This is a genomic window from Nocardioides sp. (assembly GCF_036374615.1).
Classification (GTDB): Bacteria; Actinomycetota; Actinomycetes; order Propionibacteriales; family Nocardioidaceae; genus Nocardioides.
This window is the reverse complement of record NZ_DASUTK010000025.1, coordinates 38314-59824: the sequence shown is the minus strand read 5'-3', so window position 1 is coordinate 59824 and position 21511 is coordinate 38314. Positions and strand designations below refer to the sequence as shown.

Below are 21511 nucleotides of genomic sequence, written 5' to 3'. Positions count from 1 at the left end.
GCGCCGCGGACGACCTTCTCCGCGAGGCTCTCGCGCTGTGGCGTGGCCAGCCGTACGGCGACTGGCCGGACGCGGTCGACCTCGACCCGGAGCGGGAGCGGCTCGGGGCCATCCGGGCCCACGTCCTGGAGGCCTTCTGGGAAGCGGAGCTCGCCCTGGGTCGGCACGCCGAAGCGATACCGGAGCTCGGGCGGCTCACCCGCGACGAACCGCTGCAGGAAGGCTGGTGGGCCCTGCATGCGCTGGCCCTCTACCGCAGCGGTCGGCAGGGCGACGCACTGGAGACCCTGCGCAACGCACGGAAGGTGCTCGACGACCAGCTCGGGGTCGAACCCGGCGTCCGGTTGCGCGAGCTCGAACAGGCGATCCTCGACCAGGACCCTGCGCTCGACCTCGCGCCGGCACCAGCGCCGACGCCGGAGCCGCCGCCCGCACCCGCAGTCGGCGCCGTCACCGGCTGCCCCTACAAGGGGCTGGCCCCCTACCAGCTGGACGACGCCCCGGTCTTCCGTGGCCGCGACCGGTTGATCCGCAGCCTGGTGACCGCGCTGGTGGATCACTCGTTGCTGGTGGTGTCCGGGTCCAGCGGGGCCGGCAAGTCATCGGTAGTGCGCGCCGGACTCCTGCCCGCGCTCGGCACCGGCGAGCTGCCTGGCAGCGACCAGTGGCAGCCCGTGGTCGTCGTACCCGGCCGCCGTCCGGTCGACGCGCTCGCTCCGCTGACTGGTGAGGACCCGCCCGAGACCCCGGTGGTGCTGGTCTGCGACCAGCTCGAGCAGCTGTGGTCGGCCGAGGTCTCGGAGGGCGAGCGGGTGGCCTTCCTCGACACCGTGCTCGGTCTGCTGTCCGACGACGTCGCCGCCCGGTGCCTGCTGGTCGTCCGCGGCGACCATGTCGGTCGGCTCGCGGAGCACCCCGACGTGGCGCAGCTGCTGCACGGCGCGTTGGTGATGGTGCCCCCGATGACCGAGACCGAGCTCCGACAGGTTGTCGAGGAGCCCGCCCGGGCTGCCGGACTCTCGGTCGAGCCGGACCTGACCGACGTCGCGGTCAGGGACGTGCTCGGACGATCCGGCGCGCTGCCGTTGCTCTCCACGGCACTGGCCGAGACCTGGGAACGACGACGCGACGGGGTCCTGACGTTGGCCGGCTACCTGGCCAGTGGCGGCGTGACCGGTGCCGTGGCCCGCTCCGCCGAGGCCGCGTACGCCTCGTTGTCCGCACCAGGACAGGAGCTCGCCCGCCGGATCCTGGTCCGGCTGGCCGAGCAGGACGAGCACGGAACCCTGCGCGCACGACGGCTCCCGGCAGCCGAGCTCGCACTGGTCGGCGCCGCCCCGACGGTGACCGAGGAGGTCATCGAGACGCTGACCGCCCGTCGGCTGCTCGCGCGCCACGACGACCGCCTCGAGGTGACCCACGAGGCGCTGCTGGCCGCCTGGCCGCGGCTCACGGCATGGCTCGCCGACGACGCAGTCGGCAGGTCCGTACGCCGCCACCTCGCCCCCGCCGCGATCGAGTGGGACGCCAACGGCCGACCCGACGACGAGCTCTACCGCGGGACCCGACTCGAGGCAGCCGCCGAATGGGCGGCCGATCCCGACTCCGGTCCCACCGAGGTCGAACGCGCCTTCGTCGAGGCGAGTGTCGCCCGAGCACAGGCCGAGCTGGCGCTCGCCCAGTTCCGCGCCAACGTCGAGGCGGCGGGCCGGCGCCGGATCCGGCGGCTCGCCGTCGTGCTGGCGGCTGCCCTGGCACTGGCTCTGGCCTCCGCCGCGGTGGCCGTCGGGTACCAACGGACCGCCGCCGAGCGCGCGAACCAGGCCCGAGCCGCGGGGACGGTGGCCGACGCCAATCGCCTGGCCGCTCTCTCGTCCTCTGCGCGGTCGCTCGACCTCTCGCTGCTGCTCGCGGCGGCTGCGGTCCGCACCGCCGACACACCAGCGACCCGCGACGGACTCCTCAACGCCTTGGTCGAGCACCGGCGGGCCACGGAGGTGCACCAGCTCGCGCTGGAGGGTATCCAGGAGACGGCGCTGAGTGAGGACGGTCGCACCTTGATGGTCGTGGTGCCTGGTGGCTCACCACAGGTGCTGCTCTGGCACCCAGGGGAGCCCACACCCCCGATGGCCGTGGACAACTTCTGGCCGACGAACATCGCAGTCTCCGCTGACGGATCGATCCTCGTCGCGTCGGGTGGCGACAACGACGGGCAGAACGGGCTCTTCACCTACACGGGTCAGGGCGACCCCCTGCGGCACATCGGTGTCGCGAAGCTCGGTGGGTGGCCGCTCGCTGTGACTTTCACCCCCTCCGGGGAGCTGTTGGTGCTCTCTGGTGCTCGACGAGGCTGGGCGGGCATCCACGGCTCCCTGACCGAAGTCGACCCCACGACCGGAGTCGTGACCCAGCGAGGGTGGGTCGGCCACACCCGGACGACAGATCAGGACATCGCAGCCTCGTTCAGTGCCGACGGAACCGGGCTGGTCGTGAGCGGTCTCGATGTGCCCGTGGCGTGGTACCACGACCTGTCGACGGGTCGCACGACCCGACTGGCCCTGCGTGAACGCGACGCGGCCAGCCTCCGGTTCGTCGCCCTGCCCGACGGAGTCGCCCAGCTATGGTCCGACGGGGCCATCACCCGGTTCGGCGCGCGCGGACGCGTCCTCCAGGACCTCGATGTCCATCGGGCCGCCGTCCGCGACGTCCGCGTGCTTCCCGGCGGTGCCACCGCGGTGACCACAGGGGACGACGGGCAGGTGGTGCTCTGGGACATCGACCGACCGAGAGATCGCTGGTTGTTCGGCGAGTCGCTCGAGGGACACGCGGGACCCGTGGTGCAGGCGGAGGTGTCGTCGGACGCTCGCTCGCTGCTCACGGCCGCCGCCGATGGTCAGGTCGTGCAGTGGGACCTGACCCCCGATGCGGGCCTTCTGGGGTCGAGCTACCCCGGCCTCGAAGGGCGGTACGTCTCGAACCGGATCGAGGTGATCGAGCCGGGTCGTCTGGCAGTCGCCCCGACCCGCCCGCTCTCGCACTTCGCACGCGGGTTCACGGAGACACCCGGGCCGGACACGCTCGACGTGGCAGCCGTCTTCTTCGACCCCGGGAGCGGGCAGGTGCTGGAGGAGGTGGACGTCGGGGACACCGTCGAATCCGTCTTCGGCTCGTCGGTGTCCGTCAGCCCTGACCGTCAGAAGGTCTCGGTGACCACAATCCTCGGAGCCACGGTCCTGGACGCGAAGACGCGGGAGGTGCTCGGTCGGGTGGAGGTTCCCCGGTCCGGTCTGAGCGACTCGACCTGGAGCCCCGACGGCTCACGGCTGATCCTTGCCAGCGAGACCTTCCTCAGCGGCGCCGCCCTCGGGCGGCTCGCGGTGGTCGACCCCGACACGTGGGAGATCGAGAGGATGGTGCCTCTGACGGTCGGAACACCACAGGTCCTGGAATGGAGCCCGGACGGACAGACACTGGCGGTGGGACTGAACTTCACGGCGTCCGTGGCCGTGCTGGACCGAGAGCTGGGCGGAGAGCGCACCATCGAGCTCGGTCCGGGAGGGGACGTCTTCGACCTGTCCTTCTCACCCGACGGCCGCTACCTGGCCGCGGGTCGAACCGGCGGGGTGCTCACCGTGCTGGACACCCGGACGTGGAAGCCGCTGCGCGAGTCCGTCGGGTTGCACGCCGAGCCCATCACCGACGTCGAGTGGCTGCCCGACAGCACCTCGGTCCTGACCAGCGCCCGGGACGAGGTGGTCTCGCTGTACGACGTGGAGCAGGACTTCGTGGGCGGCAGCAGGTTGCCCGCGTCCACGCGGCCGGGTGACGGCTTCACCTTCCTGCTGCCGTTCCCCGACAGCGAGGTGGCCGTCTTCAACGAAGGCGGCCCCGGGCACGTCTACCCGCTCGACCCGGCTCGCTGGCTGGCCCTGGCGTGCGACGTGGCCGGGCGGGACCTGACCCATGCCGAGTGGAACAGGTACCTGCCCGGCACGCCGTACCGGCGGGTGTGCGACCTCGGTTAGCAACCCGGGCCCTGCTGAAGCGCGCGGGGCACGTTCTCTCCGAGGTGGCAGCGATTCCACGAGTCGTGGATGTGCTGCGTGGCCCAGAACTGCTCGCGGAAACGCTTCTCCCACGGGTCGCCCTCGTAGGCCTGCCCCTTGCGGGCCAGGACCTCGGCCTCCATCTGGAGCTGCTTCTGGGACTTGACGTGGTCGGTGGCCCCCTCGGCGGGGACCTCTCCACACCCCACGAGCGGGGCACCCAGCACTGCCATCGCGATCAGGGTGACGACGGTGCGAGCGGTGAATGACTTCTGCATGGTGACTCCTCTGTCCGCCGGGCGTCTCCCGGCACTGGGAGGAGCAGAGCGCGCGACGGTTGTGAGGTCGGCCGGGCGCGGTTGTGGTTCGGTTGTGGTCGCCCGTGGGCGCTACCAGTTGGCGGGCGCGTCGCTGGCCGGGAACGACTGCAGACCCCACTCCTCGACGATGTCCGGGATCGGCGCCGGGGCGGCGCGGGTCAGGAGCCGGTCCCTACGGATCGCGCGGGCGGCGGGAGTGCGGTGCCGGCTCAGGTCGGGTCGCCCCTTCTCCCGCGTCAGCGTCCCGGCCGCCGCCAGGGTGCCGACGGTGAGGATGGTGACGGTCATGATCGCCGTACCGACGATCCAGATCAGGTATCCGCTCATCGCAGTACACTCCTTCCGTGTACTTCAAGAACGCTACGCATAGCGTATTGTATTCCATCCCCCGCGCATGAGTTCCACGACGAAGCACCCCGGTCGCCCGCGGCAGCCGGACGTGGACGCCCGGCTGGGCTCCGCCGTCCTCTCCCTGCTGCGATCCGGCGGCCCCGCTGCAGTCACCGTGGAAGCGGTCGCCGCTGCGTCGGGGGTCGCCAAGACGACGATCTACCGCCGCCACGCGAACCGCGCGGAGCTGCTCCGTGCAGCCCTGCGTGACGCCGTCGGCACGCCGGAGCCGGTGCCCGACGGCACCGTCCGCGACAAGCTCCGGTTCGCCCTCGACCGGACCTGGAGCCAGATGGCAGACATCCTCGGCCCGGGTGGCCTCGCCGCGATCGTGATGGACGCCGATCCCGAGTTCACGGACCTGTTCCGCGCGACGCTGCGGCCGTACGACGACGCCCTCGCAGCCCGGATCCGGGAGGACTCACAGGCGGGGCTGCTCCGCGCGGACGTCGACGCCGAGGCCGTCGTCAGCCTCCTGGTCGGTGCCTACCTGGGCGAGCTGGTCCGCCGCGGACGGGTCGACAGCCAGTGGATGGACCGCTGCCTGGACCTGATGTGGGCGGCCCTCGCGCGATCGAGCGACTGAGCCGCCCCTGGGGCCGGGCCCTAGGCTGACGTCGCACATGACACGCGCCCCCGCGGACGGCTGGAGGAAGGTCTGTTGCTAGCCCTGGTGCTCGCGCACTTCCTGGCGGCGGCCTGCGCACCGGCTCTGGTCAGGATCCTGGGGCCGCGCGCCTTCCTGCTCCTCGCGCTGGTACCGGCTGCGGCCGCGGGATGGGCGCTGACCTGGACGAGCCGGATGGCCGACGGAGTGGTCACGACCGAGGTGGTCGACTGGGTGCCGGCGCTCGACCTGGACCTCGCGTTCGCCATGGGATCGCTCCAGTGGGTGATGGTGCTGGTCGTCGCCGGCATCGGCGCGCTCGTGCTGCTCTACTGCACCTGGTACTTCGACGCCGACGAGGCCGGACTCGGTGCTTTCGCCGGCCACTTCGTCGCCTTCGCCGGCTCCATGCTGGGCCTGGTCCTCGCCGACGATCTGTTGCTCCTGTACGTGTTCTGGGAGCTGACCACGGTCTTCTCCTACCTCCTGATCGGGCACGACCCCGCGAAGCGCGCGGGCCGCGCGGCGGGGTTGCAGGCGTTGGTCGTGACCACATTCGGCGGCCTCGCGATGCTGGTCGGCGTCCTCGTCCTCGGCACCCGGGCAGGCACGTTCCGGATCAGTGAGCTGCTGGCGGACCCGCCGTCCGGGACCGCCGTCACCGTCGCCGTCCTGCTGATCCTGCTCGGCGCGATCAGCAAGTCCGCACTGTTCCCCTTCCACTTCTGGCTGCCCGCCGCAATGGCGGCGCCGACGCCGGTCAGCGCCTACCTGCACGCGGCCGCCATGGTGAAGGCCGGTGTCTACCTCGTCGGGCTGCTGGCACCCGCGTTCGCCGACGTGCCCGGGTGGCGAGGCGTCCTGCTGTCCTTGGGCGTCTACACGATGCTGCTGGGTGGCTGGCGAGCGCTGCGCCAGTACGACATCAAGCTGCTGCTCGCCTACGGCACGGTCAGCCAGCTCGGGTTCCTGCTGGTCGTGGTCAGCATCGGCACCCGGGCAGCCGCGCTGGCGGGGCTGGCCATGCTGATCGCGCACGCCCTCTTCAAGGCGACGCTCTTCCTGGTGGTCGGCATCGTCGACCGTCGGACGGGTACCCGAGACATCCGTCAGCTCTCAGGGCTCGGCCGGTCCGCGCCCCTCCTGCTGGGCGTCACGGTCCTCGCCGGTGCCTCGATGGCCGGAGTCCCGCCGCTGGCCGGCTTCGTCGCCAAGGAGAGCATCTACGGCGCCCTGATCGACATCGCCCGCCATGGAGAAGGCACCGGTCTGGGAACCGCCGCGGGCTGGATCGTGCTGGCTGGCGTCGTGCTCGGCTCCGCGCTAACGGTCGCCTACACGGCGCGGTTCGTGTGGGGCACCTTCGCCACCAAGCCGGACGCTGACCGCCTCCCGGCCGGTCGGACCCCGACCGGGATGCTCGCAGCACCACTGCTGCTCGCCGTCGCATCACTGGTGCTGGGATTCCTCGGCGCGCCGGAGACCGCGCTGCTGGCGCCGCAGGCCGACCGGTTCCCCGCTGGTGATCACCTCGAGTCGCTGGCGCTGTGGCACGGACCGGGGCTCGCCCTGGCGCTGTCGACGGTCTCGCTCGGGGTGGGGCTGCTGCTGTTCTGGAGGCGTGCGTCGTTCGCGTCGCTGCAGTCCGCCGTCAAGCAGGCCTGGAGTGCCGAGCGCGGCTACCTCACCCTGGTACGGATCCTGGACCGCACGGCCGTCGAGGTCACGAGCCTCACGCAGCGGGGCTCGGTGACGACGTACGTCGGCGTGATCCTGATGGTCGTGGTGCTGCTGCCGGGGACCGCCTTGCTGGCAGCGTCCGCCGGTGGCAGCTACTCCGTGATCGGCTGGGACAACGCGGGCCAGGTGGCGGTCGCGGCGATCATCGTGGTCGCCGCGGTGCAGACGACCCGGTCGCGACGCCGCCTGAAGGCGGTCGTGCTGGTGGGCGTCACCGGCTACGGAACCGCGTTGCTGTTCCTGCTGCACGGAGCCCCCGACCTGGCGCTCACGCAGGTGCTCGTCGAGACCGTCACGCTGGTGGCGTTCGTCCTGGTGCTCCGCAGGTTGCCCGAGTACTTCAACGACACACCGCTGACCCGGCGCCGCTACTGGCGGGCGGCGATCGGCTCGGCCGTGGCGGCGGTGGTGGCGGGGATCATGATCCTCACCACCGGCGCACGCACCGAGACCCCCGTGTCGGCTGCGTTCCCCCGCGAGGCAGTGGCCTTCGGCGGAGGCAAGAACATCGTCAACGTGACGCTGGTGGACATCCGCGCCTGGGACACGCTGGGCGAGATCTCGGTCCTGGTCGCGGCCGCCACCGGGGTCGCCAGCCTGGTGTTCCTCCGCACCCGCCGCGCGGGGGTGCACCGCGTGGACCCCAACGCCCTGTCGGCCGCTGCCGACCAGACCCCCACCCATCCCCCGCGACGGATCTGGTTGCCCGCCAGTCGGACCCTCGCACCCGATCGACGCTCCATCATCTTCGAGGTCGTCACCCGCCTGGTCTTCCACACGATCGTGGTGTTCTCCCTCTTCCTGCTCTTCTCGGGGCACAACAGTCCCGGCGGCGGGTTCGCCGCCGGCCTCGTGACCGGTCTGGCTCTGGTGGTGAGGTACCTCGCCGGAGGCCGGTACGAGCTCGACGAGGCGGCACCCGTCGACGCCGGCGCACTGATGGGAACAGGGTTGTTCATCGCCGCACTGTCGGGACTCGCGCCGCTCGCTTTCGGTGGCGCGGTCCTGCAGAGCGCCCTGATCGACCTGCACCTGCCCGTCGTCGGCGACATCCACCTGGTGACCTCGGTGTTCTTCGACGTGGGGGTGTACGTGCTCGTGGTGGGCCTGGTGCTCGACCTGTTGCGCAGCCTGGGTGCCGGGATCGACCGGCAGATCGTGGGCGAGCTGCAGACCGACGCTGCAGAGCTGGAGGAGGCGACGTGACGGCGAGTCTCTCCCTGATCCTCGCGGCCTCCGCGATGATCGGCTGTGGCATCTACCTGGTCCTGGAACGCAGCCTCACGCGGGTCCTCGTCGGGGTCGTCATGCTCGGCAACGGCGTCAACGTCCTGTTCCTGATCTCCGGTGGACCTCCGGGGCGAGCGCCGATCGTGGACGAGAGCGACGCGTCGGCCATGAGCGACCCGCTCCCCCAGGCGCTCGTGCTGACGGCGATCGTCATCAGCCTGGCCACGGCCGCGTTCGTCCTCGCGATGGCCTACCGGAGCTGGCAGCTCACCGGTCACGACGACGTGCAGGACGACGTCGAGGACCGGGCGATCCGTCGGCTCGCCGCTGCCGATGCCGCGTCCGACAGCTACGACCTCTCCAGCGGGGAAGGAGAGGGCGAGCTCGAGATGCCCGAGGAGGAGGGGAGTCCGGCATGACCTGGCTGGTGCCGCTTCCCGTGATCCTCCCCCTGCTGGGCGCTGGACTCACGCTCATGCTCGGGCGACGGCCGCGACTCCAACGGGCCGTGAGCACGACCGTGCTGAGCGCCGGAGTCGTCGTCGCCGCGACCCTGGTGTACGAGACCGACCGGAACGGACCCCAGGTGTTGTGGATCGGCGCCTGGAGGGAGCCGCTGGGCATCTCGCTGGTGGCCGACCGGCTGTCTGCCCTGATGCTGCTGGTGTCGACGGTGGTCACCCTCGCCGTGCTCGTGTACTCCATCGGCCAGGGCATGACCGGCAACGAGCGCGACACCCCGCTGACGATCTACCACCCCACCTTCCTGGTCCTCGCCGCGGGGGTCTCGAACGCGTTCCTGGCCGGCGACCTGTTCAACCTGTTCGTCAGCTTCGAGATGCTGCTGTTCGCGAGCTACGTCCTGCTCACGCTCGGCGGCACCGGCGCGCGGATCCGGGCCGGCACGATCTACGTGATCGTCAACGTCGTCTCCTCGATGCTGTTCCTCATCTCCATCGCAGCCGTGTACTCCGCCACCGGCAGCCTCAACCTCGCACAGCTCGCCGTCCGGATCGACAGCCTGCCGTCCGAGCTGAGCCTCGTGCTGCAGCTGCTGCTCCTCACGACGTTCTCGATCAAGGCCGCGGTCTTCCCGTTGTCCTTCTGGCTTCCGGACAGCTACCCCACGGCCCCGGCGCCGGTCACCGCAGTGTTCGCCGGCCTGCTCACCAAGGTCGGTGTCTACGCGATCATCCGGTCCCAGACCCTGCTGTTCCCCGAGAGTCCGCTCACCGACCTGCTGCTGTGGGCCTCCCTCCTCACCCTGGTCATCGGCATCCTCGGGGCGGTCGCACAGACCGACATCAAGCGGATGCTCTCGTTCACCCTCGTGAGTCACATCGGCTACATGCTCTTCGGTATCGCTCTCGGCACCGCGACCGGCTACGCGGGCGCCGTCTTCTACGTCGCGCACCACATCACCATCCAGACCACGCTCTTCCTGGTGCTCGGGCTCGTCGAGCGCCGCGGCGGCAGCACCAGCCTGATCAGACTGGGTGGCCTCGCCCGGCTCTCGCCCGTCATCGCCGTGCTGTTCTTCGTGCCCGCCATGAACCTGGCCGGCATCCCTCCGATGTCCGGCTTCCTCGGGAAGGTCTCCCTCGCCCAGGCCGGGATCGACGTCGGCAGCCCGCTGGCGTACGGCGTGGTCGCGGCCGGCATGCTGACCAGCCTGCTGACGCTGTACGCCGTCGCCAAGGCCTGGAACCTCGCCTTCTGGCGCACGCCGGAGCAGGCTCACGAGATGGCGCGAACGCTGTCGGACCGTCAGCTCCCCGGGGCGCTCGAGGTGATCGAGCACCGAGACCACGTGCACATCGGGTCGGGGACGTTCGGGAGCCGTGACACGGACGAGGCGCGCAGCATCCTGGACGAGGACGACGGCAGCAACCAGGACCTCCACCAGCTCAGCCGGCAGGGCCTGCTCCCGACCCGCCTCCCCCGCACCATGGTCGGTGCCACCGGCGGCCTGGTGGCCGTGAGTCTCTCCCTCACCGTCGTGGCCGGGCCGCTGTTCGGCTTCACCCAGCAGGCCGCGGACGACCTGCTCGATCGCGACGTCTACATCGACGCGGTCCTGCCCGAGGACTCACGATGAGCCAGACACGGGCGAGTGAGGCAGGCACGGCGCGTCGGTCCCAGCGGCTCCGCGGACTCCAGCTCCCCGCCCTCGCCTGGTTGACCGCGGTGTGGGTCGCGCTGTGGGGTCAGCTGTCGCTGTTCGTGGTCGTCAGCGGTGCACTCGTCGCCGTGAGCGTGTGTCTGGTGTTCCCGCTGCCGCGACTGCCGATGGGGCTCCGCGTCCACCCCGTGCACCTGTGCTGGCTGGTGCTCCGCTTCCTGGCAGACGTTGTCGTTGCGAGCGCCCAGGTCTCGTGGACGACGCTGCAGCTCCGTCGTACCCCACGCAACGCGGTGATCGAGGTCGACCTGCGGACCGAGTCGGACCTGATCCTGACCGTGGTCGGCGAGATGGTGTCGCTGGTGCCCGGCAGCCTCGTGGTCGAGGCGCGCCGGTCGACCCACACCCTCTTCCTCCACGTGCTCGACGCGCGTGACGAAGCGGGGGTAGAGAAGATGCGCCGCGAGGTGGACGCGCTCGAGCGCCGCGTCGCGCGCGCGCTCGAAGTGGGACTGCGGCCGGGCCAGGAGGCGTCGCCATGAACGTGATCCTGATCGTCTGTGGCGCGATCCTGGCCTGCTCCGCGCTGCTGCTCGTTGTGCGCATCTCGCTCGGGCCTACGATGCTGGACCGGATCGTCGGTCTGGACGCGCTCGTCGCCGTCGTGATCTGCGGGCTCGCTCTGGAGGCCGCCGTGCACCAGCACACGACTACGCTGCCGATACTCGTGGTGCTCTCGTTGCTGGGATTCGTCGGGGCAGTGAGCGTCGCGAGGTTCTCGCCCGGCAGCGATGACGTGGAGGAGGAGCGACCATGAGCTGGTCGAGCATCGCCGACGCTGCCGCGGCGGCCTGCCTGGTGCTGGGCGCCCTGCTCACGCTGGTCGCGGCGATCGGGATCCTCCGGTTCCCCGACGTCCTGACTCGGATGCACTCGGCGACCAAGCCCCAGGTGCTCGGCCTGCTGGTGATCGTGCTCGGCCTCGGCCTCCGGCTGCGGGAGCCCGCCACGGTCGGGCTGCTCCTGATGGTGGCGGTGTTCCAGCTCCTGACCTCGCCGATCGCGAGCCACATGGTCGGCCGCGCGTCGTTCCGCGCGGGTCAGGTACGACGGGACCTGCTGGTCGTCGACGAGCTCACGGAGGTGCTGTCGGACGCCGACGGGAAGGGAGCGGGCTGATGTATCGCGAGGTGGGGGCATGGTCGGAGGCCGACCCGCCACCGGGATCGGTGGTGGTCGGCTACAACGGTCGGGACCACAGTCGCGAGGCCCTGATGTGGGGGGCGCAGGAAGCGGTCCAGCAAGGGGCGCCACTGCTCGTGGTGTTCGCCGCGAACTATCCGGGGATGAACGTCGATCCCGGACCGGGGCTGTTCGAGCGCGACCCGGGCGCGCTGGACGCGGCGTACGACGTGACCGGTCGCGGCGTCGCCGAGGTCATGGCTGCCTATCCGGGGCTGTGGGTGGCCGGCGCGACCGAGGTGACCAGCGCGGCGCAGGCCATGACGGCGGCGAGCAAGGAGGCCACGCTCGTCGTCCTCGGGAGCCGTGGCTACGGGCGCGTCGCCGGCGCTCTCCTCAACTCGGTCGGGTTCGCGGTCGCCGCGCGCGCCGCGTGTCCGGTGATCGTCGTCAAGGACGGAACTGCCGCGCGCCCGGCCGGGCCTGAGCACCGGGTCGTCGTCGGCACCGACGGCTCCGCACCGGCCGGAGCGGCGGTGCGCTTCGCCGCCGACCGCGCTGCCGCTGCCGTGGCGACGCTGGAGATCCTGACGTGCACCGGCGGCCACCTGGTCGACAACGTCGATGAGCGCGAGCTCCGGGCGAGTGCGGCCCAGATCGCCGAGTCAGCGGCCGACCAGCTGCGCGGGAGCCATCCGGGGCTCCACGTCACGACGCGCGTCGAGGACTGTCCCGCAGAGCTCGCCCTCCTCGGCGCCGCGAGTGACGCCGGCCTGGTCGTGGTCGGCACCCGCGGCCGAGGAGCGTTCGAAGGAATGTTCCTCGGCTCGGTCAGCCATGCGGTGATCCACGGCGCCGACTGCGCGGTCGCGATCGTCGATGAGGGGCAGGCATGACGCCGATTCTGGGTACGTTGGCCGGCATGACCCACCTGGGACTGCCCGAGGGCATCCGTGCCTGCCTCTTCGACCTGGACGGCGTGCTCACCGACACCGCCGCGGTTCACCGAGCGGCGTGGCGCGAGGTGTTCGACGACGTGCTGGCCGCCCGCGGTCAACCACCGTTCACCGACCAGGACTACCTGCAGTACGTCGACGGGAAGCGCCGAGCCGACGGGGTACGCGACTTCCTGGCGTCGCGCGGCATCACTCCACCGGAGGGGTCACCCGAGGACCCACCCGAGGCCGACACCGTCGCCGGGATCGGCAACCGGAAGAACGTGCTGCTGCTCGAACGGCTCGACCGGGAAGGAGTAACGGTCCTGCCGGGCACGACCGCCTACTTGACGGCGGTCCGTGAGGCGGGCCTGCGTACCGCGGTCGTCACCTCCTCGGCCAACGGGGCCCAGGTGATCCGCGCCGCCGGCTTCGAGGACCTCGTGGAGGAGCGGGTGGACGGACTGGTCGCCGAGCGCGAGGGCCTGCCCGGCAAGCCTGCACCCGACACCTTCCTGGCGGCCGCCCGCCTGCTCGGAACCGAGCCTGCGGCCGCGGCGGTCTTCGAGGACGCGCTCGCGGGAGTCGCGGCCGGGCGTGCCGGCGGCTTCGGGTTCGTGGTGGGCGTCAACAGCGGCGACCAGGCCGACGGTCTGCGCGACAACGGTGCGGACGTCGTCGTGGACGACCTGTCGGGCCTGTTGGACGCGTCGTGATCAGCGACGACGAGGAGTGGGTGGGCCCGTTCCTGGTCGAGCCGTGGCACCTGCGCACCTCTCGGCTCGACCCGTCGGACCTGCGGGCGACGGAGTCGCTGTTCGCCCTGTCGAACGGGCACATCGGCTTGCGCGGCTCACTCGAGGAGGGCGAACCGAACGTCGTGCCGGGCACCGACATCAGCGGCTACTACGAGGAACGTCCGTTGCCGCACGCCGAGTCGGCGTACGGCTTCCCGCAGTCCGGCCAGACGATCGTCAACGTGACCGACGGCAAGCTGATCCGGCTGCACGTCGGTGACTCGCCGTTCGACCTGCGGTACGGGCGCGTCTGGTCGCACGAACGCGCCCTGGATCTGCGGGCGGGCGTGCTCGAACGACGGACCGAGTGGACCGCGCCCAACGGCACGAGCGTCCGGGTCACCTCGCGTCGGCTGGTCTCCTTCGCCGAGCGGGTGCTCGCGGCGATCTTCTACGAGGTCGAAGCGCTGGACGAGGGGTTCTACGCCGCTGTCCAGTCCGACCTGTTGGCGAACGACGGCGCCGCGCGAGTCTCCCGCGACCCGCGCGACTCCGCACCGCTGGACAAGCCGCTGAAGGGTGAGCTCCACGACAGCCGGGACCTCCGGGCGGTCCTGGTGCACCGGACCGCACGCAGCCGGCTGCGGGTCGCGGCCGGCATGGACCATCTCCTCGAGCTCCCCGACGGCGCGGTCACCACGATGGAGGCGGACAAGGACCTCGCCCGGCTCACGGCGACCTGCAAGCTCCAGCCGGGACAACGACTGCGCGTGGTCAAGCTGCTCGCCTACAGCTGGTCGAGCCGGCGCTCGCCGGCCGCCCTTCGGGACCAGGTCGACGCGGCGCTCGCGGTCGCGAAGCTCGCGGGCTGGGACGAGCTGGCGGCGCAGCAGCGGGAGTACCTCGACCGGTTCTGGGAGCGCAGCGACGTGGAGGTCGAGGGCGATCCTGCGTTGCAGCAAGCCGTGCGCGTCTCGATGTTCCACGTCCTGCAGGCGGGCGCTCGGACGGAGTCGCAGGCGATTCCCGCCAAGGGCCTGACCGGGCCGGGGTACGACGGACACGCCTTCTGGGACACCGAGACGTTCGTGCTGCCCATGCTGACCTACACCGCGCCGGAGGCCGCCAAGGGCGCGCTCACCTGGCGGCACGAGACGTTGCCGATCGCCACCGCCCGCGCGTCCGAGCTCGGGTTGGAAGGTGCGGCGTTCCCGTGGCGCACCATCCACGGCGAGGAGTGCTCCGGGTACTGGCCCGCAGGTACCGCCGCCTTCCACGTCAACGCCGACATCGCCGACGCGACGGCGCGCTACGCCGCGGCCACCGGCGACGAGGAGTTCGCGAGCACGCTCGGGGCCGACCTGCTCGTGTACACCGCCCGGCTGTGGGCGTCGCTCGGCCAGTTCACGTCCGAGACGTGCTTCCGGATCGACGGTGTCACGGGGCCGGACGAGTACACCGCCGTGGTCGACGACAACGTCTACACCAACCTGATGGCCCAGCAGAACCTGCGGGCCGCGGCCGATGCGTGCGAGCGGTGGCCCGACACCGCCGAGAGACTCGACGTCAGCGAGGACGAGGTGCGCACCTGGCGAGCCGCCGCCGATGCCGTGCGCCTGCCGTACGACGAGCTGCTCGGTGTCCATCCCCAGTCCGAGGACTTCACGCAGCACGGTGAGTGGGACTTCGCCGGGACCGCGCCGGAGGACTACCCGCTGCTGCTGCACTACCCGTACTTCCAGCTGTACCGCAAGCAGGTCATCAAGCAGGCGGACCTCGTCCTGGCGATGCACCTCCGCGGAGACGCGTTCACACCGGAGGAGAAGGAACGGAACTTCGCGTACTACGAGGCCCGCACGGTCCGCGACTCGTCGCTGAGCGCCGCGCCGCAGGCCATCATGGCCGCCGAGGTGGGCCACCTCGACCTGGCCCACGACTACTGGGCCGAGGTCGCCTTCACCGACATCCTCAACCTCCACGAGAACGTGGACGACGGCATGCACATCGCCGCGGCGGCGAGCACCTGGGCGGTGGCGGTCTCCGGCTTCGGTGGGATGCGCGACCACTCCGGCCGGATCACGTTCGCCCCCCGGCTGCCGCCGAGACTGTCCCGGCTGCGCTTCCGGATGATGGTCCGGGACAGGACGCTGGAGGTGGACGTCCACCGCGTCGACGACACCGGCGACCCCGGGGAGACGACGACCGCGGCCGCGACGTACCGGCTGCTCAGCGGCGACCCGTTCGAGACGTCTCACCACGGGCGACCGGTGCGGTTCGAGGCCGGCGTGCCGGTGACGCTTCCCGTTCCTCCGCCGCCGTCGGTGGAGAAGGTGTCGCAGCCCGAGGGTCGTCCGCCGTTCCGTCGCCCCTGACGACGTGGGGCCGCTCTCGACAGGCGAGACCACGTCCGTCGACTCGATTTGCGGTTCCCGGTGACCTATGGTCGACACATGATCGGGTATCGGACGACACGGGCGGACTCCGCCGAGCCGTCCCACCTGCCCTCGGGCGCGGCGCTGCTGGCGTTGCAGCTCAGCGAAGTCGCCCGAGGGATCCGCGGACTCGACGTGCTGCGTCGCAGCGTCGACCGCGCTCCGCCCGGCTGGGCCTGACCTCCCCCAACACCCGCCGCGGCACGGCCGCGGCGTGCGCCTGCGCGCACGAAGCACATCTGAGGACAGGACCCTGACATGACCATCCACGCATCTGTATCCCGCGACGTCCCGGAGCTCTCCGCCGAGCTGAGGGACCAGTTCGACACCGCGCTCACGACCGCCGCCGCGCGCCGGGAGCGTCAGCTCGCCGAGCTGCCGCCCACCCATGGTGACCTCGTCGCCGCGGCCCACCGTGAGAGCGTCACCCGGATCCTCTCCGAGATCCGTGCGGCGCAGGAACGCCTGGCGACCGGCAGGTTCGGTCGCTGCGAGGGCTGCGCCGCCGCGATCCCGGCCGAGCGGCTCGACCTGCGACCGTGGACGACGCTGTGCGTCGCCTGCGCTCCACGGGCATGAACCGGCCACGCGAGGTGGCGGTGGTGGGAGCCGGCGTCGTCGGCCTCGCCACCGCCTGGTTCCTGCAGCAACGTGGCGTCTCGGTCACCGTCTACGACCGCGACCGGGTCGCCGCCGGCGCCTCGTGGGGCAATGCAGGCTGGCTCACCCCGGCCATCGCCACGCCGCTCCCCGAGCCGGCGGTGCTGCGCTACGGCCTTCGCACGGCACTGATGCCGTCGTCTCCCGTCTACGTCCCGCCGCGCGCCGACCCCCAGCTGTGGCGGTTCCTGGTGGGCTTCGCGCGCCACTGCACGAATCGGCGGTGGAAGCGGGCCATGGCGGCCTACGCGCCCCTCAACCGGATCGCGCTGGACGCGTTCGACGAGCTAGGCGAGGGCGGCGCCGTACCGCGACCCCGCGAGGCCGCGCCGTTCCTCGTCGGCTTTTCGAGCGACGCGGCGCGCGCGGCGATGGTCGCGGAGCTGGAGCACATCCGCCAGGTCCAGCCGGTCGACTTCGACCTGGTCACCGGAGACCGGGCGCGCAAGCTCGAACCGGCGTTGTCGTCGAGGATCCGCGCCGCAATCCGGCTCCAGGGCCAGCGGTACGTCAATCCGCCCGAGTTCGTGCACGCGCTCGCCGACGCCGTGGTCGGCAACGGAGGCAAGCTGCACCAGGCGTCGCGGGTGCGGCGGGTCCGGGAGCTCGGAAGCTGCGTGCTGGTGGAGACCGGGCCGCGGCTGGTCCAGCGTTACGACGCGGTGGTGCTCGCCACCGGCGCGGCCCTCGGCGACCTCGCGGCCGACTTCGGCGTACGCCGACAGGTGCAGGCCGGACGCGGCTACTCGTTCAGCGTCGAGAGCCGCTACCTGCCCGCGGGCCCGCTGTACTTCCCGGCGGAGCGGATCGCGTGCACCCCCCTCGACACGCCGACCGGCCCCCGGCTCCGGGTCGCCGGGATGATGGAGTTCCGCGGGGCCGACGAGCCGCTCGACCCTCGTCGGATCAAGGCGATCGTCGACGCGACCGGACGGCTGATCGCAGGCGCGGACCTCGACCGTCGGCACGACGAGTGGGTCGGGTCGCGGCCCTGCACCACCGACGGGCTCCCGCTGATCGGCGCGACCAGCTCCTCGCGCGTGCACGTCGCCGGCGGTCACGGCATGTGGGGAGTGACTCTCGGGCCCGTCACCGGCAAGCTCCTCGCCGAGCAGATCGTCACCGGGACCCGTCCGGCGGCGCTGGCGCCCTTCGACCCCACGCGCTAGCCGGCCAGCGGTGATCCGCGGCCCACGGACCGCGGCGCCGGTGCCGTGGGTCAGCGCTGGTCGGCAGGTACGCCGCGGACGCCGGCGTCGGTGAGCCGGGCCTCCTCGACGGCGCGCGCCTCGAGCTCGGCCCGCCGGGTCTCCTCGATCATCGCGCGCGCCGCGTCGTAGGCCCCGGGATCGGACACGAGGTCGGCAGCGCCGTGGCGCAACCGTGCCAGCGCGGAACGGGCGAAGATCTGCTGCTCGGTGGTGGTCCGCTCCGAGCGGCCGCGACCGAGGAAGGAGACCGCCCAGTGGAGCAAGGCGGTCACGCGGTTCTTGAAACCGGTGATGTAGATGAGGTGGAGCCCGAGCCACATCAGCCAGGCCACCACGCCCTTGAGTCGCAGCCTGCCGATCATCGCGACCGCGTTGAAGCGGCTGATGATCGCCATCGAGCCCTTGTCGAAGTACTTGAACGGCGGTTGCGGGGCCTTCCCGCGGAGTCGACCGTCGATCTCCCTGGCGGCGTACCTGGCGCCCTGGATGGCGACCTGGGCGACGCCTGGCAGGTTGTCGAGGGCGATCATGTCGCCGACCACGAACACCTCGGGGTGACCGGGCAGCGTGAGGTCGGGGTTGACCGCGATCCGGCCTGCGCGGTCCAGCGGCGCCCCGGTCTGCTCCGACAGCGTCTCGCCGAGCGGGTTCGCCTGCACGCCCGCGGCCCAGATCTTGGTGACCGCCGCGATCTGCTCGGTACGTCCGTCCTTGTACTTCACCTCGATGCCGCGCTCGTCCACATCGGTCACCATCGCGCCGAGCATCACCTCGACCCCGAGCTTCTCGAGCTCGCGCTGGGTCGCGGCGCCGAGCTTGGCACCGAACGGCGGCAGCACCTGCGACGCGGCGTCGACCAGGATCACGCGTGCCTTGTGGGTCTGGATCGCGCGGAAGTCCTTGGGGAGGGTGCGTCGCGACAGCTCGGCGATCTGGCCTGCCATCTCGACCCCGGTCGGTCCGGCTCCGACGACGACGAACGTGAGGAGGTGGTCGACGTCGTCACCGCGGCTGGCGCCGAGCTCGGCCATCTCGAAGGCGCCGAAGATCCGGCCGCGCAGCTCGAGCGCGTCGTCGATGCTCTTCATGCCGGGCGCGTACTCGGCGAACTGGTTGTTCCCGAAGTAGGACTGCGCGGCGCCGGCAGCCACGATCAGCGAGTCATACGGCGTGATCGTGGGTCGCCCCAGCACCACCGAGGTGACCTCACGACGCTGGAGGTCGATGGCGGTGACCTCGCCGAGCAGCACCTGGGTGTTGGACTGCCCGCTCAGGATCTCGCGCGTCGGTGGTGCGATCTCACCCTCGGAGAGGATCCCGGTCGCCACCTGGTAGAGCAACGGCTGGAACAAGTGGTGCGAGGTCTTCGCGATCATGGTCACGTCGACGTCGGATCGGCGCAGCGCCTTGGTCCCGAACAGGCCGCCGAAGCCCGAGCCGACCACCACGACGCGGTGCCGTGCGGTCGTCCCCTGCTTCTCCATGCCTCCATTGTCCTCGCCTGACGGACCCCATCCCAATCGTGACCACGTCTCGTCAGTCACACTTGTCTTGCTGAAATCGCCCGAGAAAAAGTTCAACGTGTAAAGGTTTTGTCGATCGAGGACCGGGGAATGGTCCGACCGTCAGGTGTAGCCACGACAGAGCATGGGGTTCATCGTGTCGCGTAGGAGACCCGCGCTCGCGTTGGGTCCGGGACCGCGCGGTGTTCAACAGGCGCGCCGTTGGGTGGTCGACGTGATCAAGGGGCTGGGCCGCCCCGACCTGAGCGAGTCAGCCGAGCTCGGTGTCTCCGAGCTGGTCACGAACGCCCTGCTCCACGGCACCCCTCCGGTCTCGGTCCGGATCGGCGGCACCACCGACCACCCGCGGGTGGAAGTGCACGACCACTCCACCGACCCGCCGGTGCTGCCCGACGAGACCTCGTCGATCCCCGACCTGGGACTCGAGGACTTCCTGGCCGACGAGAACGATGACGAGGACCTCCTGGTCACGTTCGGCCGGGGCCTCGACATCGTCGCGCGGTGCGCGGAGGCGTGGGGGGCGGAGATCGAGACCACCGGGAAGGTGGTCTGGTTCACTCCCGCCGTGGAGGTGGGCGACACCGTCTCGTCCGGCCACGTGACGGGGGTCCCGTCGGCCGTCCCGCAGGACGACCGGGGCGACCAGCGGGCCTTCCACCTGCTCCGCGTCCCGGCCGACTGGCTGCAGGAGTTCCAGCGCCACTACCTCGAGCTGCGCCGTGAAGTGCGGCTGCTCGCGCTCGCGCACGAGGAGCACTATCCACTTGCGAAGACCCTCTCGGACCACTTCGGTGCCATGCATCGACAGCTGGTGCACGGCATCGAGGTCGACCACGACGCGACACCGTCATCCGACGGCACGGTCGATCTCGTCGTACACCTGCCTCCTGAGTCGGTGGACGAGATGGGCAGCCTGGTCGACCTGCTCGACTTCGCCGACGAGTTCGCTGCCCGGGAGCGGCTGCTCTCGGTCGCGCGGACGCCGGCACAGCGGACGTTCCAGACCTGGTTCCTCACCGAGTTCGTCCGGCAGCGTGACGGGCACCCTCCGCGGGCGTGGGCAGCCCCTCCGGCGTACCGCGCTCAGGCGTAGCCGAGCTCGTCGAGTCGTGCGTCGTCGATGCCGAAGTGGTGTGCCACCTCGTGCACGACCGTGATCCGGACCTCGTCCGCGAGCTGCTCCACGTCGTCGCAGAACTCGAGCAGCGGGTGCCGGTAGACGAAGATCCGGTCGGGCAGCACCATCCCCGGCTCGCCGTACCGCTCGGTGAGGGCGACGCCGTCGTAGAGCCCGAGCAGATCGGGGTCGTCGGGCGGCGGGTCGTCCTCCACGATGACGGCCACGTTGCGGATCAGCCGCGCGATCTCCTCGGGGATGGAGTCCAGGGCGGCGTCGACCAGTCGCTCGAACTCCGCGCGCCCCATCTCGACCGGCATGAGGGCCAGCGTAGGGCGGTGCCCCAGCCCGGCGGGCGGGCTCTCAGGCGGCCCGAGACCTGCTGCGGGCTCGCCACCACTGCCAGATCGCGGTCACGATCAGGGCGCCGACGAGCGAGCCGAGGATGCCGCTGGGCTGTAGCGACAGACCGTCGCCTGCCAGCAGGCTGATGAGCAGGCCACCGACGAAGGAACCGACCAGACCCGACGCGAACGCCATCGGCCAGTCGATCCCCTCTCCGGACCGACCCAGGATCAGCTGCGCGCCGGCGCCGATCAACATGCCGAACAGGATGAGGGCGATCAGAAGCATGGAGCGAGCGTAGGGCACCGGCTCGGGCCAGGGACGCACGAACGCCCCGGAACCGATGGTTCCGGGGCGTTGTCGGCGACCCCGACGGGACTCGAACCCGCGGCCTCCGCCGTGACAGGGCGGCGCGCTAACCAACTGCGCTACGGGGCCAGGTCTGCTCGTGCCTGCCTGCTGCACGAAGCGGTGGGAACTCTAACTCATCGGCCCCGACGCCTCCCAATCGAGGCGTGGAGCCGGCGGCTGGCACCCCCAACCGGATTCGAACCGGCGCTACCGCCGTGAAAGGGCGGGGTCCTAGGCCGCTAGACGATGGGGGCCGGACTGCGCGCCCAGCATAGGCGGGGACGCACCGGGCCCGGCAATCGGCCGCGCCCGTTTTCGTGACGTTCCGCGCGCTCCGGTATGGTTCCCCTCGCTCTGAGATCGAGCGCGGCCAGGTAGCTCAGTTGGTACGAGCGTCCGACTGAAAATCGGAAGGTCGGCGGTTCGACCCCGCCCCTGGCCACCAGACACGAAGGCCGCACCGCCCAGGTGCGGCCTTCGGCATGACGCGGCCCGGCTCGACCCGGCGGCCGGGTGCGCTCGCGCACTTGCTTGACGTCAAGCAACCGCGCGAAGGGTCCATC

Annotated in this window: 20 protein-coding genes and 3 tRNA genes; 16 read left to right on the top strand and 7 right to left on the bottom strand. The window is 71.1% G+C overall.

The features are described from left to right. The coding region (locus tag VFZ39_RS01865; RefSeq protein WP_330864019.1) for a BTAD domain-containing putative transcriptional regulator at nt 1–4025 on the top strand (4025 nt) is incomplete at its 5' end. Here the strand turns inward: VFZ39_RS01865 and VFZ39_RS01860 are convergent. Beyond that, a complete protein-coding gene (locus VFZ39_RS01860; protein ID WP_330864018.1) occupies nt 4022–4324 on the bottom strand; it encodes a hypothetical protein in 303 nt (100 codons plus the stop codon). The two genes, VFZ39_RS01865 and VFZ39_RS01860, sit on opposite strands and share 4 nt — an antisense overlap. A 111-nt stretch (nt 4325–4435) precedes the next feature. After that, entirely contained in the window at nt 4436–4693 is a 258-nt protein-coding gene (locus tag VFZ39_RS01855) for a hypothetical protein (protein ID WP_330864017.1), read from the bottom strand. 67 nt (nt 4694–4760) lie between these two features. On the opposite strand from VFZ39_RS01855, the gene VFZ39_RS01850 reads away from it, so the two are divergent. From VFZ39_RS01850 to VFZ39_RS01790, 13 genes are all read left to right on the top strand, one after another. Continuing rightward, nucleotides 4761–5342 (top strand): TetR/AcrR family transcriptional regulator, encoded by a 582-nt coding sequence (locus tag VFZ39_RS01850; RefSeq protein WP_330864016.1) that lies wholly within the window; start codon nt 4761–4763, stop codon nt 5340–5342. A gap of 75 nt (nt 5343–5417) precedes the next feature. Beyond that, nucleotides 5418–8309 carry a Na+/H+ antiporter subunit A gene (locus VFZ39_RS01845; RefSeq protein ID WP_330864015.1) on the top strand — a complete coding sequence of 964 codons (2892 nt, stop codon included), beginning with the start codon at nt 5418–5420 and terminating at the stop codon, nt 8307–8309. Further along, entirely contained in the window at nt 8306–8752 is a 447-nt protein-coding gene (locus VFZ39_RS01840; RefSeq protein WP_330864014.1) for a Na(+)/H(+) antiporter subunit C, read from the top strand. The genes VFZ39_RS01845 and VFZ39_RS01840 overlap by 4 nt, the downstream gene beginning before the upstream one ends. Continuing rightward, nucleotides 8749–10431, top strand: a complete 1683-nt coding sequence (locus VFZ39_RS01835; protein ID WP_330864013.1) for a Na+/H+ antiporter subunit D — start codon at nt 8749–8751, stop codon at nt 10429–10431. Before VFZ39_RS01840 ends, VFZ39_RS01835 begins: the two co-directional genes overlap by 4 nt. Then, nucleotides 10428–10997 carry a Na+/H+ antiporter subunit E gene (locus tag VFZ39_RS01830; protein WP_330864012.1) on the top strand — a complete coding sequence of 190 codons (570 nt, stop codon included), beginning with the start codon at nt 10428–10430 and terminating at the stop codon, nt 10995–10997. Before VFZ39_RS01835 ends, VFZ39_RS01830 begins: the two co-directional genes overlap by 4 nt. After that, on the top strand, nt 10994–11272 hold the full coding sequence (locus VFZ39_RS01825) for a monovalent cation/H+ antiporter complex subunit F (RefSeq protein ID WP_330864011.1): 279 nt from the start codon (nt 10994–10996) through the stop codon (nt 11270–11272). Before VFZ39_RS01830 ends, VFZ39_RS01825 begins: the two co-directional genes overlap by 4 nt. Next, nucleotides 11269–11634 carry a monovalent cation/H(+) antiporter subunit G gene (gene mnhG, locus VFZ39_RS01820; protein WP_330864010.1) on the top strand — a complete coding sequence of 122 codons (366 nt, stop codon included), beginning with the start codon at nt 11269–11271 and terminating at the stop codon, nt 11632–11634. Before VFZ39_RS01825 ends, mnhG begins: the two co-directional genes overlap by 4 nt. After that, nucleotides 11634–12533: a universal stress protein gene (locus tag VFZ39_RS01815; protein ID WP_330864009.1), complete on the top strand. Its 900-nt coding sequence runs from the start codon at nt 11634–11636 to the stop codon at nt 12531–12533. Before mnhG ends, VFZ39_RS01815 begins: the two co-directional genes overlap by 1 nt. Further along, nucleotides 12530–13288 (top strand): beta-phosphoglucomutase family hydrolase, encoded by a 759-nt coding sequence (locus VFZ39_RS01810; protein WP_414690253.1) that lies wholly within the window; start codon nt 12530–12532, stop codon nt 13286–13288. The genes VFZ39_RS01815 and VFZ39_RS01810 overlap by 4 nt, the downstream gene beginning before the upstream one ends. Beyond that, entirely contained in the window at nt 13285–15681 is a 2397-nt protein-coding gene (locus VFZ39_RS01805; RefSeq protein ID WP_330864008.1) for a glycoside hydrolase family 65 protein, read from the top strand. The genes VFZ39_RS01810 and VFZ39_RS01805 overlap by 4 nt, the downstream gene beginning before the upstream one ends. Nucleotides 15682–15759: 78 nt before the next feature. After that, nucleotides 15760–15921 (top strand): hypothetical protein, encoded by a 162-nt coding sequence (locus VFZ39_RS01800; protein WP_330864007.1) that lies wholly within the window; start codon nt 15760–15762, stop codon nt 15919–15921. Nucleotides 15922–15999: 78 nt separating this feature from the next. Beyond that, the gene (locus VFZ39_RS01795) at nt 16000–16320 is read left to right on the top strand and encodes a TraR/DksA family transcriptional regulator (protein ID WP_330864006.1); all 321 of its coding nucleotides are present in this window, start codon (nt 16000–16002) and stop codon (nt 16318–16320) included. After that, entirely contained in the window at nt 16317–17570 is a 1254-nt protein-coding gene (locus VFZ39_RS01790) for an NAD(P)/FAD-dependent oxidoreductase (protein WP_330864005.1), read from the top strand. The genes VFZ39_RS01795 and VFZ39_RS01790 overlap by 4 nt, the downstream gene beginning before the upstream one ends. 50 nt (nt 17571–17620) lie before the next feature. On the opposite strand, the gene VFZ39_RS01785 is transcribed toward VFZ39_RS01790, so the two are convergent. Then, nucleotides 17621–19096, bottom strand: coding sequence for an NAD(P)/FAD-dependent oxidoreductase (locus tag VFZ39_RS01785; RefSeq protein WP_330864004.1), 1476 nt, complete (start codon nt 19094–19096; stop codon nt 17621–17623). Nucleotides 19097–19340: 244 nt separating this feature from the next. Between VFZ39_RS01785 and VFZ39_RS01780 the strand changes: the two genes are divergently transcribed. Continuing rightward, complete coding sequence (locus VFZ39_RS01780) at nt 19341–20228, top strand: ATP-binding protein (RefSeq protein ID WP_330864003.1); 888 nt, start codon at nt 19341–19343, stop codon at nt 20226–20228. Here the strand turns inward: VFZ39_RS01780 and VFZ39_RS01775 are convergent. From VFZ39_RS01775 to VFZ39_RS01760, 4 genes are all read right to left on the bottom strand, one after another. Then, nucleotides 20219–20572, bottom strand: a complete 354-nt coding sequence (locus VFZ39_RS01775) for a metallopeptidase family protein (RefSeq protein ID WP_330864002.1) — start codon at nt 20570–20572, stop codon at nt 20219–20221. The two genes, VFZ39_RS01780 and VFZ39_RS01775, sit on opposite strands and share 10 nt — an antisense overlap. A 43-nt stretch (nt 20573–20615) precedes the next feature. Beyond that, the gene (locus tag VFZ39_RS01770) at nt 20616–20885 is read right to left on the bottom strand and encodes a GlsB/YeaQ/YmgE family stress response membrane protein (protein ID WP_330864001.1); all 270 of its coding nucleotides are present in this window, start codon (nt 20883–20885) and stop codon (nt 20616–20618) included. Nucleotides 20886–20961: 76 nt separating this feature from the next. Then, nucleotides 20962–21035: transfer RNA gene (locus VFZ39_RS01765), tRNA-Asp, on the bottom strand. A gap of 91 nt (nt 21036–21126) precedes the next feature. Next, nucleotides 21127–21202, bottom strand: a tRNA-Glu gene (locus VFZ39_RS01760). Between the two features lie 114 nt (nt 21203–21316). Here VFZ39_RS01760 and VFZ39_RS01755 point away from each other — a divergent pair. Beyond that, a tRNA-Phe gene (locus tag VFZ39_RS01755) sits at nt 21317–21393 on the top strand. Nucleotides 21394–21511 lie beyond the last annotated feature (118 nt).